The following is a 15,967-nucleotide window of genomic DNA, read 5'->3' on the forward strand; positions in this document are numbered from 1 at the left end:
TAAACCTACCTATCTAATAAAACCTGCAAATGTTATTTTTTTTGGTTTAATATTGTATTTTTTAGCTATTTCTATGCTCTTATTATTAAATAATTTTATATATGGTTCAATATCTGTTTTTGCTTCTGCTCTTGTAATCAAACCTTTTTTGTATGCACATTTAGCTTCAAATGCTCTTTGTTTCATTATTTCTAACATATCATCATCTCCTTGTGCTTGATATGTTAAGGTAAGTAATATTAAATGTCCAGCTCTTCATTGGATATTTCTAGAATATCTATATCACCATATAAATCTCTTATTTTCTTCTGGTCACCTTTATAAAAAACCAGTACGTTTTGATGTGTTTTTCCAACTTTTCTACTTATCGAAAAACCTCTCCCCATTCTAATTGGTAGAGAACCTAGTGTTGTTAATAAAATTATTTCATTATATAATTCCATTCCTGCATTATTAAATGCAGCTATCGTTTCTGATACAAAGTTTCTATACATGCCAGTTTTTCTGTTTCTAATATCTCCAACAACAAAACAAGCAAAACGATTATCTTTGAGCATACTCACACTATCAAATATTATTTTTCTATACATAGATAAAAAATCTTCATAAGTTTGATTACTTAAATCTTCTTTATCATCGCTATATATTTCTAAGTCATAATAAGGCGGGCAACTAAATATAAAATCATATTCGCCTTTTGCAAGTTTAGCTATATTTAAACTATTTCCACATATCCATTTAGGTTTTATATCATCTTTGGATAATAATTCATCACCTTGATTTATATTAGCTTCTATCTGTTCTTTTCGTAAATCAACTCCTGTATATTGCCTGTTCAATTTTGAAGCAATAATACCTCTTACACTACCACCTGCAAATGGGTCTAAAATCTTTGCTTTATCAAAACTAAACCAATAATACATTAACTCACATAAGACAGGGTCAAATACACTCAACATTCCACCAGTATTAGTAACTTTCAATAAACTATCTTCTTTCATGTACTTATGCAAATAATCATCTGTAAACTCTGCAACTGATAATTTACGACCTATTTCCTTCTCACATTTCTCTTTATATTCATAAAATCTAGGTACTGAACCTGCTGCACTACCTGTAGTTTTAATATTTTCTCTTGATAAATCAGATTTAATTCCATACTTAAACCATGCTCTTTTTCTTTCTTGCCATTGTGCACATCTTGTATTTAATACAGATGTTGGTGTAAATAAAAATTTTTCACTTAATGAAACTTTTTCTACTTCTGAATCACATACTATATCTTCATCTAAATCCTCAACAATATCATTTAATTCTGACATATCAAAATCAAAAACACTCATATTGATACTAGCAATATTAGCTAATTCTTCTTCTAATTTCTCATAATCCCAACTAGAAAATTCACTTACTTTATTATCTGCTAATCTAAAGGCTTTTATTTGTTCTTCCGTTAAATCTGAAGCTATAATACACGGTACTTTATCCATGCCCAATTGTTTAGCAGCTTTTAATCTCGTATGACCAGCAACAATTACATTACTACTATCTATTATTATTGGAACTTTAAATCCAAATTGTTTAATACTGTTTGCTACTGGTTCAACAGCCTCATCATTTAGCCTAGGATTATTTTCATATGGGACTATTTTATCTGTTGGTTTATAAATAATCTTAATGTCCATAACTATACTTCCTTTCTTATTTTTAGGCATAAAAAAAGCACCTAAATAGGTGCTTTAAATATGTTTATATGTTATAATATTTCTCGTTGCCCTTCCTATACTGGTAGCAGTTAGGAGGTGTTCATATGTTTCGTTTCACTATGTTTTTAGAAGCTGTCATGGCAAGTATAGTTGCCTACTATATTTGCAAAGGGTTAGATAAGCTTCTTTCGGTTTTATGTGGCAACTAGCCTAGCTTCAGCGTTAGCTATATAACGCAAGAAACCCCATGAAGTTCGCACCTTCATGGGGTTTTGCTGTTCATATGAACTATTTCACTATGTTTTGCCTATATTTAGTATAGCATATTACATAGATTTTGCAACATGAAGGTTATTATTCTAATATAAATTATAAAAATACATATTATTATTAAAATATATGGGTATATACCAATATTTATACAAAATAAACTTATAAAATATAAAACCGCTGGTATTTTTTACCAACGGTTTATCTTTTTTGTTTGCAATTATAATATACCATAAATCTAAAACCATTATCAACCATTATTAACCACGATCGACCACGATTAACCATTATTGACCACACTCTTTTTATTCAATGCTTTTTCTACAACTTCCAAAGCCCTAGGATGCATAGTTTGAACTATATAATTATATGAGTAGTTAAGCATACTATATATTTCATCAAAAGACTTAAAGTTCAAATATCTTAATATGAGCAAACGTCTAAGAATTTCATCTTCTGGTTTAAAACTCAAGCCCAATATAAAATTACTTATCTCAAACTGTTTGCTTTGATACTCTTGTTTCATTGCTTCAATTTTTTCTTCTTGTTCTATTAATTTTGCTACATATCCACTAACATCATTTATACCACTATGACCGATATTTTCTTTATAAGAAGTTGTCATCTTGCTTGGTGAGGCTTGTAATTGTTCTAAAATATAATTACATTGAATAATTTTTTCATTGGCTGTATAAGCTTGTTGTAGATATTCTTTAGCCTTATTAACTTTTATTCTGCTTATCTTTCTCATCAATCAATACCTCCATCTATATAAACACTAAAAGGATAGCTTTATTTTAGCTATCCTAATTAGTGGATTTATCCTATTAAAAATATTGTAGTTGCTATTAAGCACAATATAATACTTGTAATTTTGATTATAGGAATATTTCTTTTATAAAATTCTTGTTCTGTCTTTAATGGTATTCTTACCAACTTAGGTCCATTATTATTCATATTTTCCTACCTTCATTACTTTTTTATTATCTGTTTCCATATCCCAGAAATCAATTCTTAGAATTTTTATATGCAAACGTTTCATCAGTTCTGCATTAGCTCGTCTAAAAGCCCTACGACAAAAAGCATAAAAGAAGTTTTCTCGGCTTCTTTTTTCAACAGCTCTTTTATATGTTGTATCTGCATATTGTCCATCATTTGTAAGAGGATTTATCCCTTCCTTTCTCATTCACTCACCAGCCTTTATATTTTTTACTACCTTCTTAGAAAATTCTTTTGCAAATCTATGTTTTAATGTACAGTTATTTTTATTACATGGTTTCTTATTAATCCAACACATATATCCCATGTCTGCCTCATAGTATCGTTGTTCACATTGCATAGTTGTTCACACTCTCTATATTTTTTTACACTTATAAACTTTCTAAATCACCGTGTAATTCTTTCATTTCTTGATAATATTTAAATTTATGTTGTTCATATATTTTTTCAAATAAATCTTCATTATCAAATATGTTCCCAATTATTTTTATTTCATTATAAAAAAATTCAACTGATAATATTGCTCCGGTATTATAACCAAATACAAATTGATTATCTTCAAAAACAGCAACAGCACGAGAAGGTTCGTCCCATTCTGGTTTAACTTCTTCCACAATATCTCCTTCAAAAATCTCATTTCCGTTTACATCTTTAAGCCATATTGCTTGCCCCACTGTTTCTGGATTAACTTCATGCATTACTATTGGTCCGGCATTTTCTCCATCAAATATATAATGTCTTATTTTTTCATCTTTCGTATTTTTAAATAAAACTTTTCTAACATATCCACCATAACACCATTTATTTGTATTTATATCTTTACCTCTAAATAATATTTCCCTCATCATTTATACCTCTATAAAATTAATATTAGGATACATATCCAGGAGCATTTTCTTTTTTATTTTGTACGCTTCTGTTTTTACACCTTTAACATCAATTATTTCTCTATGTCCATCAGCATACTCAACTTCAAAATCAGCTACATAACGTATACCTTTTGTACGCTCCCCATTTTCTAATGTAAATCCTCTTAAAATCAAAAATTCTGGCTGTAACTTTATCCAATTTATTTCTCCATTAATACGTTTAGCTTTTAATTTTAAATAGTATTCTGCTTCTTTCTTACTATCAAATTTTAAATTGCCTATTATTGTTTTTTTTGCATTATATTTTGGTCTATTTTGCATTATTTTTAACTCCATAAATATTTAATATTTCTGTTATATGTTTTGTTGCTTTTTCCTTAGTTTTAAAACAATTACCTGTTATAAAAAAAGCATAATCAGTTGTTGTTTCATCCCATTTATCTTCTATAACATCACCTGAAATACCAACATAATAATATGTTTCCTGTTCTTTTGGTTTCCAACAAATTTTTTTCTTTACAGTATTTTCAACTTCTTTTTTTATCCTATTAAATTCCTTTTCTATTTCCTTATACTTTTTTCTGCTTTCCAACAATACTTTACGTTCACCTTTATCTAAAGTATAAGTAGTAGCATATATCTTATACTCATCTTTTAAAAAGAATGGATTAGGCTCTAATATTTCTAAAAAAACAATATCCTCTTTTTTTATTATCCCAGCATTTCCACTTATAAATTCACTCATTATTATTCCTCATCTTTTTAAAACTAATTACTACACAAAAACCATTTTCTTTATCTTTAGCAATCATTGTATTTTTACTAAGAAAATCAACTACATCTGGATTATTTTTTCCATATTGCAATAATAACTTCATTGCAATGTCTATATATTCAAGCTTATCTTTTATTGACTCTAAATCTTCCATAGAAATTTGCTCCTAATTTGTTGATATCATGAAATAATCAAATCCACCTGTAATTTTCCCACCATGTGATTTAACTATTTTAGGTTCGTTTATATCTTCTTTAATCTCACCTATAGATTTAAGATAATCAGCATATTTATATAGTCCTTCTAAGTTGTTAGTATCATAAAAACTTGCTACTAAACCATATTTATTTTTTAATCCTGTTTCTGCCATTAAACGATTAATGTCATTTCTACGTTTTTCCCTCTTAGCTTTATTTTCCGCTTCTATCCTTTTTTGCTCTGCTTCTATTTTTTTCTGTTCTTTTTTTGCTATTTTATTTTCATTTTTAATGCTATTGAAATGCCATAACTCTTTATGTGTTTGATAATATCCCTTAAACCTGCATTTTTGTGAACAATATCTTGCTTTACCTGTTTTACTCTCAAACTCTTTACCACAGATACATATCTTTTTCATAGTTATACCACCTGTGCTAATCTTATACGATAATTTTCTGCACCTTTCATTCCAACAGATATTGTCATTTCTGCAATTCTACTCATTATTCGTTCTCCAAATAATTCAAATAGTTCTTGCATATTGTAATTAGTTGTTATTATCGTTGTAAGATTATTTTCATATCTAGTGTTTATTAACAAAAATAAATTTTCACGTTCCCAACTACCCACCATTTTTAAATTTCCGTTGCTATCTCTATCTTTTTCTGCTCCAAAATCATCAAGAATTAATACATCAACTTGTTTAGCTTTATTTACTAATTCCGTTGCTATTAAAGCTTTTTCTTTGTCATTAAAGCCTTGTTTTATACAATCAAATAAATTTGCTGTAACAATCATCATGCTTGGTATATTTTGTTTTAATAAATTATTTAATATAGCTGCTGCAAGATGTGTTTTACCACACCCATATCTACCGTGTAACCTCAATCCCCTACATTTAGGAATATAATTCGTACAGAAATCTAAACAATCATTATAAGCATTCTCTGTTGCTGGCAATATTTTAAAATTATTAAAGGTCTTACCTTCAAAAAGTTTCCCCACATTGCTTTGCTCCATAAGCCTATTTATTTTTTCTTGCTGTTTATAATTTTTCCAGCGTTCACAATTACTGTAGCTTATAAAATATTTACCAGCTTGTTCATCTACTTTTACATAAAAACAATTTTTGCAATCAATACCATGCTTATTACAAATCTTACATTTTTCTTGTCTATACATAGCATCAACTAATGCCATTTCATTTTTAGAAAACTCACATGGTATATATTTTATTCCTAGTTCTTTACATACCAATTTCCCATCAATCAAGCTCTGCCCAATTGATATCTGTTCCTGTCTTTCTTTGAGCCTGCGTTGCAGTTCTTGATAGGTTGCTAGATTGTAATTGTCCATTAGATTCACCACCTGCTATTTTCAAATTTGCCCAACCTCTTAATATTCCACCTACATACTTAACAAAGTATATTCCTTGCAATTTTCTAGAGCTTTGCAATGCCTTTTTTAAAGCTTGTATAGTTTGTTCTGCTCCATAAACTTGTGCATATTCTCTAAGACAGGCTATTTCATTAGCTCCTGGTGTTCCTCCTAGATTAGAGCAGATTCGATTTTGATAGAAAATAAGTACTTGACTTTCTGCTGGAGAAATGTTATCATCACGCGCGTTATTATATATATATATATTATTCTCTATATCTCTATTACTCTTATTAGGGTTTTGTTTTAGGTTTGGTATTGGGTTTGTATTTAGGTTTTGAGTTAGGTTTGATTTTAGGTTTGTATTTTCTGTTATGAGGTCGTAAGAGTTCGCATTATTATTGAGTTCTTGGGTTTCATTTAGGTTTTGTTTTAGGTTTGTATTTGGGTTTGGTTTTGGGTTTTGGATTAGGTTTTGATTTAGGTTTGGTGTTGCATTTTCAACATAATTTTTTATTAGAACATATGTTGAACTTTTACCTCTTGTTTTACTAGGAACATATTTTATTAATCCTGCTTCAATAAGTTTTTTTCGGCTATCATTTAACTGACTATAATTTTTTAATTTAGCTTCTATCATCAACGTATTATTATCTATATTAAATTCTTTAGGTCGCCTAAGATAATTCCACTTATCCCATAATACCCAATATAAAACCTGCGTATCATTATTTAATTTCTTTGCATAATTAGAACGAAAAGAAATTATTAAAGATAAAGGTTTTAATTCCATATTTTTTACCTCGTGGATAGGTGCTTGTCTTTATGGCAAGCACCTTTTCCTATTTATTGTGCCACTGTTGGCATTTGTACAACATTATTTTGTTTTGGTACATCAACTACAGATACATCATCAGTTATTGTTTCAGCTTCAGTATCTTCTCCAAATAAGGAAATTTGATTTCTCTTACCATCTAAATACTTGCGTGCTTCTTGTTCAAATGCCCAAAGAGCGTCAACCGCTTCTTGATTAAAGAACCCAGCTTGACTTGCTTCTACCTCATCAGAAGGACATTTCATAAGAGGTGTATTTACTACTATCTCTCTATCAGCAGAAGGCACATAAAACATGCTAGAAATAACTGCTGACATTGTTTTATCTTCTGCATACTTGAAACTTACTGCATAAGGTTTTATACGTTTTATAAGTAATGCTCCTAATCCTAAAATATTTAATGTTGGTTTAGTTAAATTTTTTAATGCTGTAAAAAATTCTGGTGCAGGTTCATCATTAAATATAGATGTATGATATGATGGCTTTTTATTTTCATTTGTCCTCATATATTCAATAGTTAATTTACCTGAACTTTCCTGATATTTAATCTTATTAATAGTTACATTACTCATTTTTTTCTTACCTCCATATTTTTTTTAGTTAAATTATATTTTTTAGCAATTTCTTTAGTTAATTTAACGGACTCTACATGATATTTAGCATTAAAAGTATCACTACCTAATGTATGCCATTCTGTATGGTGTTTTCTACATAACGGCAATACAGGAATACCAATTTGAAATACCTCTGTTCTATCCCTACCCATACCAATAGCTGTTACATGATGTAATTCCGCTTTAATGCCACATATACAGCACTTTTTATGAAGTAAACACATATAGATATATTTATTAATATCCTCACATAATTCACTTAATGGCTGTTTAGTAGGGATATCGTATTCTATAATGAAATCTATTAAGTAAGTAATAAATTCCTTTGCAGTGGTCATATCGCAATTTGACAGCGAGAATATTTCTTTATTTAACGATTGCATTCGTTTTACTACAAATTCAGTTTTCATCAATCTTTTTACATATTCGGGAAGATATCCGCTCCACTCTGATATATCGTTCATTAATGCGTAAGCTTTTTTTCTTTGCTCACTACTTATATATCTACCGTCATTAAGTCCAATATCTACCATGCTATACTTACGCAAACAAGCTCTATCTATATTGGTGTAAGGGGCTTTTATCAATAGCCCCTCTGGTGTGATATCTATGATTTTCCCATGTATTATTTCCATAATTAATACCTACTTTTCCATTTATCCTTATATACTTGCATTAAATTCATGTTATTAAGATACTCAAAAAAGTTTTGTATTATAGGATAAATTGAAGGCGTTTCCTCTCTTGTATATTTTTCAGTCCAAACGCATTTACCATTACTTACTAAATAAATAAACTCTTTTGCTTCTGGTATTAATTCAAGATACATTGGGTGCTGTGGACTATCTATAAACTTACCAACGCTATATTTTTGTGTGTATTTAATATCGTAGATAACACCAGCTTTTAAAGCGTCTAGCCTTCCATATAGAACTAAATCTAAACCATTAATATTTATATTTTTACTAGCTACATATTGGAAGCTTCCACCTTGTATATAGTCTGCAATATTTATAGCAGCAGTTATTTCATCAGTAGATATATCAATAATATTTTTAGGATTAGTATACTCATATACTAATTTCTCAAAATCTATTCCACGTTGCATTGCTTCGCTTGGTGGACTATATATTTTATTAAGTGTATCGAGGAAGCTTTGGTGAGCTTCCTCTGCATAATCATCAATACAATTAAACTGATATAAATAAGAACTAAGCAGACTTTGTGTCATCAGATACTTCATCTGTAAATTCTCCCTTCAATTTGTTCCATTTAAAGCCTAATTCTTTTGTTTTATCAAACAATATAGATTTACTTTCCTTCTCACTAGTCAATATATGTTTTTGATTATTTATTAAATCTAAAACTTCCATTGCTTCACTTGGTGTTGTTATTGCTTCTGTTGCTTCTTTTATAGTATCAATTATTTTTTTATATGCTTTTTTCTCTTTTTCAGCTTCTTTAGCTTCAGCTTTTATATTTTCATTTATTTGATGAAATAAGTTTGTTAAAAATCCGTTTTGATTTCCGTTTAACTCTGGTATTGTAAGCACACCATGTATACCATGTGTTCCTTTAGCATAATAACGTTCACAATTAGTAAAACCTATCGTTCTAACATTATTTTGCATTTCCATAAACCCGCCCAAATCCATTGGTTGCCATACATTATCCTTTGTTTGTCCTTCTACTAAAATTCTAAGACGTGTATTATCTCCGTCTTTTTCCTCTTTAGCATGGAATACTATTACCACATGTTTATTTAATTGGTAATAACAATAATCTACAAATCTTGCAAATTCACGTCCTACTGCTCCATATCCCTTTAAACTAAGTGAACCGTCCCTTTGACCATTTTTAGCATTTTGTTTTATTACATATGCAGACATCAATTTAATAAGTTGTCCGCCTGTATCTATTACAAGAGTTTCATAATCATTTAAATTAAATGGTACTAAGTCCTCTAAAAGTTCTTCATAGGTATTTGGTTGAATAAAATCTGTTCTATATCTTGCTTCTACCCTGTCAGTCCCTCTATCAACATCAATTAGTAAGGGCTTAGGTGCAGATAAAGCAAGAGTCGTCTTGCCTATACCTGGATACCCTGCAATTAATAATCTAATTTTTTTATCAGTATTTATAATTTCACTTGCTTTTTTAATCATTTTTATTCCACCTTTACAAAATATGACAATTTATTTACTAAATCATTTCTTTTATATAAGAAGCTTATATAGTTTTTAGTATTTATTCTTTGTCTACTAGCCATTGTGATATTAGCAATGCAATCATACTCACCAATAGCAAAAAAGTTTTTAGTTTTTATATAAAATCTTAAACCTGTTAATGATTCTCTAATATTTACTAATCTTACATATTTAATATTTAACTTAATACTTTTTAGAATTTCTAAAAATTTTTGTTTAACTTCTTCAGAAGTAAAATTATTAATTTTAGGAAATACAATTTTTTTGACCATTTTTCTTTCCTCTGTTATACTTAAATTACAAATATTTTTTTATGTGGTTGCTTGTTTGACCTGTTGTCTTTCAAGCAACTTTTTTTATAAAATAATCACCTTTTAATAAATCTTTATAAGGATTTATATAATCACCTGCAATATCTTTTAAATATCCATCTTCATAATCTACTAAAACTAAGTCCTCATAATCATCATTACGTAATATTACCTCTTTACCTTGTTTACAAAACGAAATTGCTTCTTTTATTGTTAATCTATCCATTGTATACACCTCTTAAAATGGAAATACTTCTCCATTAGCTTTATAATGCCAATCTTTGCTATAACCTTCTTTTAGTAATAAACTATTTATTTCTAATAAGTTTTTAAGAACATCTTTGGCTTTACATGGAAATAAATTTGTTTTCTTGCCTCGATTATTTTTTACAGTACGTATTCTCATTTTTTTCTTCTCCTTTTTATTCTTTGAATAAATGCATAACATTGACGGTCATCAGCACATACTGGAACAGCAAGACCGCATATTAAATGCAATATATGCACCTGCCCTTTATTCAATTTTTTACCGCACCGCCAACATTTCATACTAAATCACCTTTAATTTTGGTTTTTCTTGAACAAATGCTAATACACTGCTAAATTTGTATCGCACCATTTTGCCTTCTCTTATTTCTTCAAATACCCCACGATATCCAAGCTCTCTAACCATACTAGGTTTTAAACCTGTAAATTCTTCAATTTGTTTTGCAGTAGATATACCAGCAGGTGAACAATACTTGCTATAATCATCTTTACCAGATACAATAGCTTCTAATTCTGCAATACGTTTATCTTTTGCTCTTATTTGAGCAAATAACGCTTCAATAGCACTAACACCTTTATCTTTTAAATCTTTGCTATCTAATCCAGCTATAATTTTTTCATTGTCCATATATTCTCACCTCTCTTTCATTGGTGCGTACCAAGCACCATAGCAGAACCACTTGCAAACCTCCCTGCCGATTAAAATTTGTTAAGAAGATTGTCGTTATAAGATTTGCTCTTTAGATTATTTTTGTTATGTTGATAACTCTGCTATGGCTTGCTACGCACCAATATATTTGTTATAATTTAATTACAAAGTTTTATCTGTTAGCTGGACTGTTTATTTAACGGTTCAGCTTTTTTGTTTGGTAAAAATCTTAATAATAAAATATCTTTTGATAAAAGCCGAAGTTTACTTATTATTTTGTTATACTTCGGTTTTTCTTCTATACTAATTTCACCATCAAGACCGATTGTCATTAATTCATGTAAACAATCATTTGAAATTTTTAAATTCACAGCTAAACTCAATATTTTTTCGGAAAGATTATTGCCCCATATATTTGGTAATTCATTTCCACATTTACTATTTTTTAACCATAAATACTTAATTACAGGTGTTTTATATAAAATTGCCATAGAATAAGCAACATCATCAGGAACAGCTACTGTACCATTTTCATAATAATTCAAAGTTCGTCTACATATATTTAATTCAAAAGCTGCTTTATCTACTGAAAAATTTGCATTAATTCTACATTGTTTAATAAATTCATGGAAAGAATATTGCACTGTTTACACCTTCTTTTTACTTATAATAAAATTAACTAAGCAATATTTTTTTGCTCTCCAAAGAAGCAATGTCCTTTATAAATCCATTTATCACCTGTTTTAGCAAATGTTATATATGTTCCTTCAAATCTACCTGTTCGTGGATTATCTCTATGACCATAAGCTTCCCCACATTGTATTAAATCTGAGTTATACGTTATGGGTGGTACACATTCAGCAAACCAATTTACTATACCTTCATCAATTACATCTCCAACTTTAGCAAAGTCTTTGAATTCTAAATCACTTTTTTGCCAGTCGTCCATAGTTTTAATTATTTCTGTTTCTTGTTCTAGCGTTTCATCAGCTTGTTCAGACTTTTCAAAGTAACAAATTTTTTCTTTTGTAAAATCTTCAACACAATCATCAGTTACATCATAAATTTTTTGAGTAGATACATATTCATAATCGCCATGTTTATAATCATCAGCGGTTATTTCTTTGTTAACGACTATTTCTTCAATAAAAGCACTAGCAAATTTTAAGCCAGTAGCATATCTTTCTATATAAGCGATAGCTTTTTCAAAAGTATCCCAAACAGTTACTGTGTTTTCTAAAGCATCTTCTTCATTTCCATATTTAAACCAGTAACGAGTTACTTCATAAAATTTATTGCTCTTGAAATTTTTAGTTAACATATTTATTCGCCCTTTCTTTTTTCCTAGCGTGTACCACGCACCCAGCAATACTATTTACTTTTTAGGGGAAAGTAATTTTTTTGCCATTAAATTTTTTATTGCTGGGTCAGTGCTACACGCTAGATGTTCATAAAATTAACACTTATTTTTAAAAAAATCATTAATTCTACAATTTAAAGCTTTTGCAATTTTAGGTAAATCACTAGCTTTTGGTGAACAATAACCTATTTCCCATTGTGAAACTCTACTACGTTCAATTCCTAATTTATTAGCTAATTGTTTTTGTGTTATACCTCTTTTTTTTCTCAATTCTTTTATATTAAACATTTTTTCATCTCCTAATCTGTTATAAATCTTAACTACATTTTTATTATATGTTAATATTTTGAACTTGTCAATATATTTTGTTCATTTTTTTAACATCTATTCAGGTTAAAAAATTTAACATATAATTATAAAAAGAGGTGATATAATGCCAACAACAGCAGAACGTATACGTGAATTACGTGAGAAAAAAGGTTTATCACAAAGTGAAGTAGCTAAACTTTTAGGAATAAATCGTACAACATATGTTCACTATGAAACAGGATATTCAAAACCTACAAAAAAACTAAAAGAATTATGTGCCTTATTTAATGTATCGGCGGATTACATTTTAGGCACTGATGTCGAAATAATAAATAAGAAAGAGGTAAACTATAAGAAGCCCGCAGACCTTGAAAAATTTCTAAATCAATCAGAAATAATGTTCGATGGCGAAGTAATGAAACTAAGTGAAGAAGACCGCCAAGAGATAAAAAATGCGTTAGAGTTTATATTTTATAAAGCCAAGAAGAAAAATAAACGCAAAAAGTAGGCGGTATAAATGTATAATTACAAGGTACGGGTAAGAAATTTAGTAAAAAAATGCGGTACAAGTAATCCGTTTGAAATTGCATGTTATATGAACATTGATGTACTACAATTAAAACTACCAAATACAATACGTGGCTTTTTAGTTAGAGTATTGCGTAGAAAATTTATTGCACTCAACGCTAATTTGCCATATGAATCGCAAAAGATTGTTGTTTGTCATGAATTAGGACATGCAATCTTACATAAAGGATATGGATATTACCTACATGCAGATATGAGTTACTATGTACCCAGTCGTAGGGAAAAAGAAGCAAATCAATTTGCTATACATTTACTTTCCCATTCCAGCGACTTGGATGCTGATTTAATCACTAAAGTGATTTTAGAGAAAGACCCTGACCCTAGAGAAGTTCATAAAATTTTAAGCACATTATTATAAGGAGTAATTACATATGAAAAAACAATGTACATTATTTATATTATTAGTATGTTTTTGTTGTTTATTCGTTGTTGGTTGCAGTGAAAAAGTTGAAAATAAAGATATAACTATTACAATAGGAGAGATGCAAAAACAAGGTAAATATACTGGAGAACTTGAAAATAATTTACCAAATGGGCAAGGCAAATTTGAAACAGTTAATCAAGAAAATATTTCATATACACTCGAAGGTATTTGGAAAAACGGTGAACTACAAAAAGGAACTACAACATTTTATACAGATAAACCTTCAAAATATGAAGTAGAACAATATAACAAAAACGTACCAATTAAAGGTAAATTATTTATAAACAATGTATTATATTATGAAGGCGACTTTAATGCTGGTATACCAAATGGACAAGGAAAGCAATATTCTAATAATAAAGTTACTTATGAAGGTAATTTTGATAATGGATATCCAGCATTAGATACTATATCTCTTAACACTAATACTAACTTTGCTAATTGGGAATATTCTGTTACACATACTGAAACTCAAACTACTATAGGAAATAAACAAGCAAATGGTATATTTTTAATTGTTTATATAAATGCCAAAAATAATGCTAATACACAACGTCAAATAGGAGCTAATAATTTCTTTATTCTTTATGATGATAAGGCTAGAATTTATAGTATGGATGAAACAGCAATGTTTCAAGCTAATATAATTGATAATTTTCAATTGCCATGGTATTTAACCCAAATTCAACCTTCTTTATTTGCACAAAATATAAAAATTATATTTGATGTACCTAAAGACGCAAAACAGATGAAACTTATTCCACGTGAAGGAATGGGAAAAGCTAATCCTATATTAGTAATAGATGAAATAAAAAAATAGTATAATCATAAAAATAAAGGCTAATTTAATAGCCTTTATTTATTACCTATTGTGTTCGGAAAACCGAATTTAAATATTACACTAAATTGAACAAATATCTATTTTATAAATCTATTGTAAACATAAAATTAATGGCCAAAAGAAAATAACCAAACAAAAGTATCTATAGAAAGGACTTGTTAAATATGGCAACACAAGGTAAAATATTGGTCTATAAAAGACAAGGAAAAAAAGGTACTACTTACACATATAGACTAGAAGCAGGTCGCGACCCTATTACAGGAAAAAGAAAACGTGTTTCTAAGAGTGGATTTAAAACAGCTAAAGAAGCTAGAGCTGCTGCACAACCTATACTTAATAAATTGTTATTAGGAGAAAATATTATTGAATCAGATATTACATTTAGTGAATACGCTGATGAATGGTTTAATGGGCATTGTATCGGTTTAAAGCTATATACTAAAAGAAATATACAAGCTATAATTGCTAAATTAAATAAATATTTTGGCAATATGAAAATAAAAGATATTAACTTATACACATATCAACAATTTTTAAATAATTTATCCACAAATGTCTCTAAAAATACTTTAAAAATAATAAACTCTTATGCCAAAATGATTTTTAAAAATGCTGAACAATATAATATTATTAGAGTTAATCCTACCACTAATTCAAAAATACCTAAATACGAAGAAGTAAAAATAGATGTTCAAAATCTTTATCTAACTAAAGACGAGCTGAATACATTAATTTCTTATGCTAAAAATTATAATGGGCGTAATAGTGAATATTTTTATTATTTGTTGATAGTATTGGCTTATACAGGAATGCGTATAGGAGAAATCTGCTCATTGCTGTGGAGTAACATTGATTTTGCAAATAAAAAAATAAATGTAAATTCTTCTATATTTGCTGAAAATAATTCTAAATATATTCGTCAAAATACACCAAAAACCAAAGAAAGTATTAGAACTATTATAATTGATGATATATTAATACAAATTCTAAAAGAATGGAAAATAAAACAATTAGAAATTAGAATACAATATGGTACACAAAATAAGAAAGATGATTTAGATTTTGTTTTCACTAAATACAATCCAACAAATAATATAGAAATACCTGTATTACCTAAAAACATTCAAGCAATATTTTATCGAATAAATAAACACAAACTCTTGAAAAAAATGATACATCCGCATATAATTAGACATACACATGCTAGTTTATTGGCAGAAGCAGGTATCCCTTTAGAAATAATTCAAGAAAGATTAGGACATAGCAGTGATATCATCACTAGAAAAATCTATTTGCATATCACAGAAAAAGAAAAGCTTAATGCAGCTAAAATTTTTTCTAAATATATGCAAGAAATTCGATAATGGC

27 protein-coding genes are annotated in these 15,967 nt (G+C 28.6%); 4 read left to right on the top strand and 23 right to left on the bottom strand.

What is annotated here, in order from left to right:
- Positions 1 to 9 precede the first annotated feature (9 nt).
- The 23 genes from BMX03_RS03605 to BMX03_RS03705 all read right to left on the bottom strand — a co-directional run bounded on the left by BMX03_RS03605 (position 10) and on the right by BMX03_RS03705 (position 12,725).
- A complete protein-coding gene (locus BMX03_RS03605; RefSeq protein ID WP_091693854.1) occupies positions 10 to 198 on the bottom strand; it encodes a hypothetical protein in 189 nt (62 codons plus the stop codon).
- Between the two features lie 41 nt (positions 199 to 239).
- Positions 240 to 1,685 (bottom strand): DNA methyltransferase, encoded by a 1,446-nt coding sequence (locus BMX03_RS03610; RefSeq protein ID WP_218138522.1) that lies wholly within the window; start codon positions 1,683 to 1,685, stop codon positions 240 to 242.
- A gap of 571 nt (positions 1,686 to 2,256) precedes the next feature.
- Complete coding sequence (locus tag BMX03_RS03615; RefSeq protein ID WP_091693857.1) at positions 2,257 to 2,727, bottom strand: hypothetical protein; 471 nt, start codon at positions 2,725 to 2,727, stop codon at positions 2,257 to 2,259.
- A gap of 198 nt (positions 2,728 to 2,925) precedes the next feature.
- Positions 2,926 to 3,162 (bottom strand): hypothetical protein, encoded by a 237-nt coding sequence (locus tag BMX03_RS03620; protein WP_091693859.1) that lies wholly within the window; start codon positions 3,160 to 3,162, stop codon positions 2,926 to 2,928.
- Between the two features lie 184 nt (positions 3,163 to 3,346).
- Positions 3,347 to 3,820 (bottom strand): YopX family protein, encoded by a 474-nt coding sequence (locus BMX03_RS03625; protein WP_177159349.1) that lies wholly within the window; start codon positions 3,818 to 3,820, stop codon positions 3,347 to 3,349.
- 3 nt (positions 3,821 to 3,823) lie between these two features.
- Entirely contained in the window at positions 3,824 to 4,165 is a 342-nt protein-coding gene (locus tag BMX03_RS03630) for a DUF1064 domain-containing protein (RefSeq protein ID WP_177159350.1), read from the bottom strand.
- A complete protein-coding gene (locus BMX03_RS03635) occupies positions 4,155 to 4,589 on the bottom strand; it encodes a hypothetical protein (protein WP_091693867.1) in 435 nt (144 codons plus the stop codon). The genes BMX03_RS03630 and BMX03_RS03635 overlap by 11 nt, the downstream gene beginning before the upstream one ends.
- Positions 4,582 to 4,773, bottom strand: coding sequence for a hypothetical protein (locus BMX03_RS03640; RefSeq protein ID WP_091693870.1), 192 nt, complete (start codon positions 4,771 to 4,773; stop codon positions 4,582 to 4,584). Before BMX03_RS03640 ends, BMX03_RS03635 begins: the two co-directional genes overlap by 8 nt.
- A 12-nt stretch (positions 4,774 to 4,785) precedes the next feature.
- A complete protein-coding gene (locus BMX03_RS03645; RefSeq protein WP_091693874.1) occupies positions 4,786 to 5,235 on the bottom strand; it encodes a hypothetical protein in 450 nt (149 codons plus the stop codon).
- 2 nt (positions 5,236 to 5,237) lie between these two features.
- Positions 5,238 to 6,173: an ATP-binding protein gene (locus BMX03_RS03650; protein ID WP_091693877.1), complete on the bottom strand. Its 936-nt coding sequence runs from the start codon at positions 6,171 to 6,173 to the stop codon at positions 5,238 to 5,240.
- Positions 6,082 to 6,987: a hypothetical protein gene (locus BMX03_RS11105; protein WP_091693880.1), complete on the bottom strand. Its 906-nt coding sequence runs from the start codon at positions 6,985 to 6,987 to the stop codon at positions 6,082 to 6,084. Before BMX03_RS11105 ends, BMX03_RS03650 begins: the two co-directional genes overlap by 92 nt.
- Before the next feature lie 53 nt (positions 6,988 to 7,040).
- A complete protein-coding gene (locus BMX03_RS03660) occupies positions 7,041 to 7,601 on the bottom strand; it encodes a hypothetical protein (protein ID WP_091693883.1) in 561 nt (186 codons plus the stop codon).
- The gene (locus BMX03_RS03665) at positions 7,598 to 8,278 is read right to left on the bottom strand and encodes a putative HNHc nuclease (RefSeq protein WP_091693886.1); all 681 of its coding nucleotides are present in this window, start codon (positions 8,276 to 8,278) and stop codon (positions 7,598 to 7,600) included. The genes BMX03_RS03660 and BMX03_RS03665 overlap by 4 nt, the downstream gene beginning before the upstream one ends.
- 2 nt (positions 8,279 to 8,280) lie before the next feature.
- Positions 8,281 to 8,886: a hypothetical protein gene (locus BMX03_RS03670; protein WP_091693888.1), complete on the bottom strand. Its 606-nt coding sequence runs from the start codon at positions 8,884 to 8,886 to the stop codon at positions 8,281 to 8,283.
- Complete coding sequence (locus tag BMX03_RS03675; RefSeq protein WP_091693891.1) at positions 8,855 to 9,808, bottom strand: ATP-binding protein; 954 nt, start codon at positions 9,806 to 9,808, stop codon at positions 8,855 to 8,857. The genes BMX03_RS03670 and BMX03_RS03675 overlap by 32 nt, the downstream gene beginning before the upstream one ends.
- A 2-nt stretch (positions 9,809 to 9,810) precedes the next feature.
- Positions 9,811 to 10,122, bottom strand: coding sequence for a hypothetical protein (locus tag BMX03_RS03680; protein ID WP_008538032.1), 312 nt, complete (start codon positions 10,120 to 10,122; stop codon positions 9,811 to 9,813).
- 70 nt (positions 10,123 to 10,192) lie between these two features.
- Positions 10,193 to 10,387 carry a hypothetical protein gene (locus tag BMX03_RS03685; RefSeq protein ID WP_008538033.1) on the bottom strand — a complete coding sequence of 65 codons (195 nt, stop codon included), beginning with the start codon at positions 10,385 to 10,387 and terminating at the stop codon, positions 10,193 to 10,195.
- Positions 10,388 to 10,399: 12 nt separating this feature from the next.
- Entirely contained in the window at positions 10,400 to 10,567 is a 168-nt protein-coding gene (locus BMX03_RS11110) for a hypothetical protein (protein ID WP_008538035.1), read from the bottom strand.
- Positions 10,564 to 10,710, bottom strand: coding sequence for a hypothetical protein (locus tag BMX03_RS11115; RefSeq protein WP_167625246.1), 147 nt, complete (start codon positions 10,708 to 10,710; stop codon positions 10,564 to 10,566). The genes BMX03_RS11110 and BMX03_RS11115 overlap by 4 nt, the downstream gene beginning before the upstream one ends.
- A gap of 1 nt (position 10,711) precedes the next feature.
- Positions 10,712 to 11,056, bottom strand: a complete 345-nt coding sequence (locus BMX03_RS03690; protein WP_091693894.1) for a hypothetical protein — start codon at positions 11,054 to 11,056, stop codon at positions 10,712 to 10,714.
- Between the two features lie 200 nt (positions 11,057 to 11,256).
- Positions 11,257 to 11,721, bottom strand: a complete 465-nt coding sequence (locus BMX03_RS03695; RefSeq protein ID WP_091693896.1) for a helix-turn-helix domain-containing protein — start codon at positions 11,719 to 11,721, stop codon at positions 11,257 to 11,259.
- Positions 11,722 to 11,756: 35 nt separating this feature from the next.
- A complete protein-coding gene (locus BMX03_RS03700; RefSeq protein WP_091693899.1) occupies positions 11,757 to 12,398 on the bottom strand; it encodes a hypothetical protein in 642 nt (213 codons plus the stop codon).
- A 135-nt stretch (positions 12,399 to 12,533) separates the two neighbouring features.
- Entirely contained in the window at positions 12,534 to 12,725 is a 192-nt protein-coding gene (locus tag BMX03_RS03705) for a helix-turn-helix domain-containing protein (protein WP_091693902.1), read from the bottom strand.
- 145 nt (positions 12,726 to 12,870) lie between these two features.
- On the opposite strand from BMX03_RS03705, the gene BMX03_RS03710 reads away from it, so the two are divergent.
- From BMX03_RS03710 to BMX03_RS03725, 4 genes are all read left to right on the top strand, one after another.
- A complete protein-coding gene (locus BMX03_RS03710) occupies positions 12,871 to 13,254 on the top strand; it encodes a helix-turn-helix domain-containing protein (protein ID WP_091693905.1) in 384 nt (127 codons plus the stop codon).
- 9 nt (positions 13,255 to 13,263) lie between these two features.
- Positions 13,264 to 13,692: an ImmA/IrrE family metallo-endopeptidase gene (locus tag BMX03_RS03715; protein ID WP_091693908.1), complete on the top strand. Its 429-nt coding sequence runs from the start codon at positions 13,264 to 13,266 to the stop codon at positions 13,690 to 13,692.
- 13 nt (positions 13,693 to 13,705) lie between these two features.
- Positions 13,706 to 14,578, top strand: a complete 873-nt coding sequence (locus BMX03_RS03720; RefSeq protein ID WP_091693911.1) for a DUF4352 domain-containing protein — start codon at positions 13,706 to 13,708, stop codon at positions 14,576 to 14,578.
- Between the two features lie 185 nt (positions 14,579 to 14,763).
- Positions 14,764 to 15,963, top strand: coding sequence for a site-specific integrase (locus BMX03_RS03725; protein WP_091693913.1), 1,200 nt, complete (start codon positions 14,764 to 14,766; stop codon positions 15,961 to 15,963).
- Positions 15,964 to 15,967: the final 4 nt, after the last annotated feature.

The organism is Megamonas sp. Calf98-2 (assembly GCF_900110235.1).
Lineage (GTDB): Bacteria > Bacillota > Negativicutes > Selenomonadales > Selenomonadaceae > Megamonas > Megamonas funiformis.

Excerpts from the sequence above, each read along its gene's own strand:
- BMX03_RS03605 (WP_091693854.1), bottom strand. The coding sequence starts at position 198 with ATGTTAGAAATAATGAAACAAAGAGCATTTGAAGCTAAATGTGCATAC.
- BMX03_RS03610 (WP_218138522.1), bottom strand. The coding sequence starts at position 1,685 with ATGGACATTAAGATTATTTATAAACCAACAGATAAAATAGTCCCATAT.
- BMX03_RS03615 (WP_091693857.1), bottom strand. The coding sequence starts at position 2,727 with ATGAGAAAGATAAGCAGAATAAAAGTTAATAAGGCTAAAGAATATCTA.
- BMX03_RS03620 (WP_091693859.1), bottom strand. The coding sequence starts at position 3,162 with ATGAGAAAGGAAGGGATAAATCCTCTTACAAATGATGGACAATATGCA.
- BMX03_RS03625 (WP_177159349.1), bottom strand. The coding sequence starts at position 3,820 with ATGAGGGAAATATTATTTAGAGGTAAAGATATAAATACAAATAAATGG.
- BMX03_RS03630 (WP_177159350.1), bottom strand. The coding sequence starts at position 4,165 with ATGCAAAATAGACCAAAATATAATGCAAAAAAAACAATAATAGGCAAT.
- BMX03_RS03635 (WP_091693867.1), bottom strand. The coding sequence starts at position 4,589 with ATGAGTGAATTTATAAGTGGAAATGCTGGGATAATAAAAAAAGAGGAT.
- BMX03_RS03640 (WP_091693870.1), bottom strand. The coding sequence starts at position 4,773 with ATGGAAGATTTAGAGTCAATAAAAGATAAGCTTGAATATATAGACATT.
- BMX03_RS03645 (WP_091693874.1), bottom strand. The coding sequence starts at position 5,235 with ATGAAAAAGATATGTATCTGTGGTAAAGAGTTTGAGAGTAAAACAGGT.
- BMX03_RS03650 (WP_091693877.1), bottom strand. The coding sequence starts at position 6,173 with ATGGACAATTACAATCTAGCAACCTATCAAGAACTGCAACGCAGGCTC.
- BMX03_RS11105 (WP_091693880.1), bottom strand. The coding sequence starts at position 6,987 with ATGGAATTAAAACCTTTATCTTTAATAATTTCTTTTCGTTCTAATTAT.
- BMX03_RS03660 (WP_091693883.1), bottom strand. The coding sequence starts at position 7,601 with ATGAGTAATGTAACTATTAATAAGATTAAATATCAGGAAAGTTCAGGT.
- BMX03_RS03665 (WP_091693886.1), bottom strand. The coding sequence starts at position 8,278 with ATGGAAATAATACATGGGAAAATCATAGATATCACACCAGAGGGGCTA.
- BMX03_RS03670 (WP_091693888.1), bottom strand. The coding sequence starts at position 8,886 with ATGAAGTATCTGATGACACAAAGTCTGCTTAGTTCTTATTTATATCAG.
- BMX03_RS03675 (WP_091693891.1), bottom strand. The coding sequence starts at position 9,808 with ATGATTAAAAAAGCAAGTGAAATTATAAATACTGATAAAAAAATTAGA.
- BMX03_RS03680 (WP_008538032.1), bottom strand. The coding sequence starts at position 10,122 with ATGGTCAAAAAAATTGTATTTCCTAAAATTAATAATTTTACTTCTGAA.
- BMX03_RS03685 (WP_008538033.1), bottom strand. The coding sequence starts at position 10,387 with ATGGATAGATTAACAATAAAAGAAGCAATTTCGTTTTGTAAACAAGGT.
- BMX03_RS11110 (WP_008538035.1), bottom strand. The coding sequence starts at position 10,567 with ATGAGAATACGTACTGTAAAAAATAATCGAGGCAAGAAAACAAATTTA.
- BMX03_RS11115 (WP_167625246.1), bottom strand. The coding sequence starts at position 10,710 with ATGAAATGTTGGCGGTGCGGTAAAAAATTGAATAAAGGGCAGGTGCAT.
- BMX03_RS03690 (WP_091693894.1), bottom strand. The coding sequence starts at position 11,056 with ATGGACAATGAAAAAATTATAGCTGGATTAGATAGCAAAGATTTAAAA.
- BMX03_RS03700 (WP_091693899.1), bottom strand. The coding sequence starts at position 12,398 with ATGTTAACTAAAAATTTCAAGAGCAATAAATTTTATGAAGTAACTCGT.
- BMX03_RS03705 (WP_091693902.1), bottom strand. The coding sequence starts at position 12,725 with ATGTTTAATATAAAAGAATTGAGAAAAAAAAGAGGTATAACACAAAAA.
- BMX03_RS03710 (WP_091693905.1), top strand. The coding sequence starts at position 12,871 with ATGCCAACAACAGCAGAACGTATACGTGAATTACGTGAGAAAAAAGGT.
- BMX03_RS03715 (WP_091693908.1), top strand. The coding sequence starts at position 13,264 with ATGTATAATTACAAGGTACGGGTAAGAAATTTAGTAAAAAAATGCGGT.
- BMX03_RS03720 (WP_091693911.1), top strand. The coding sequence starts at position 13,706 with ATGAAAAAACAATGTACATTATTTATATTATTAGTATGTTTTTGTTGT.
- BMX03_RS03725 (WP_091693913.1), top strand. The coding sequence starts at position 14,764 with ATGGCAACACAAGGTAAAATATTGGTCTATAAAAGACAAGGAAAAAAA.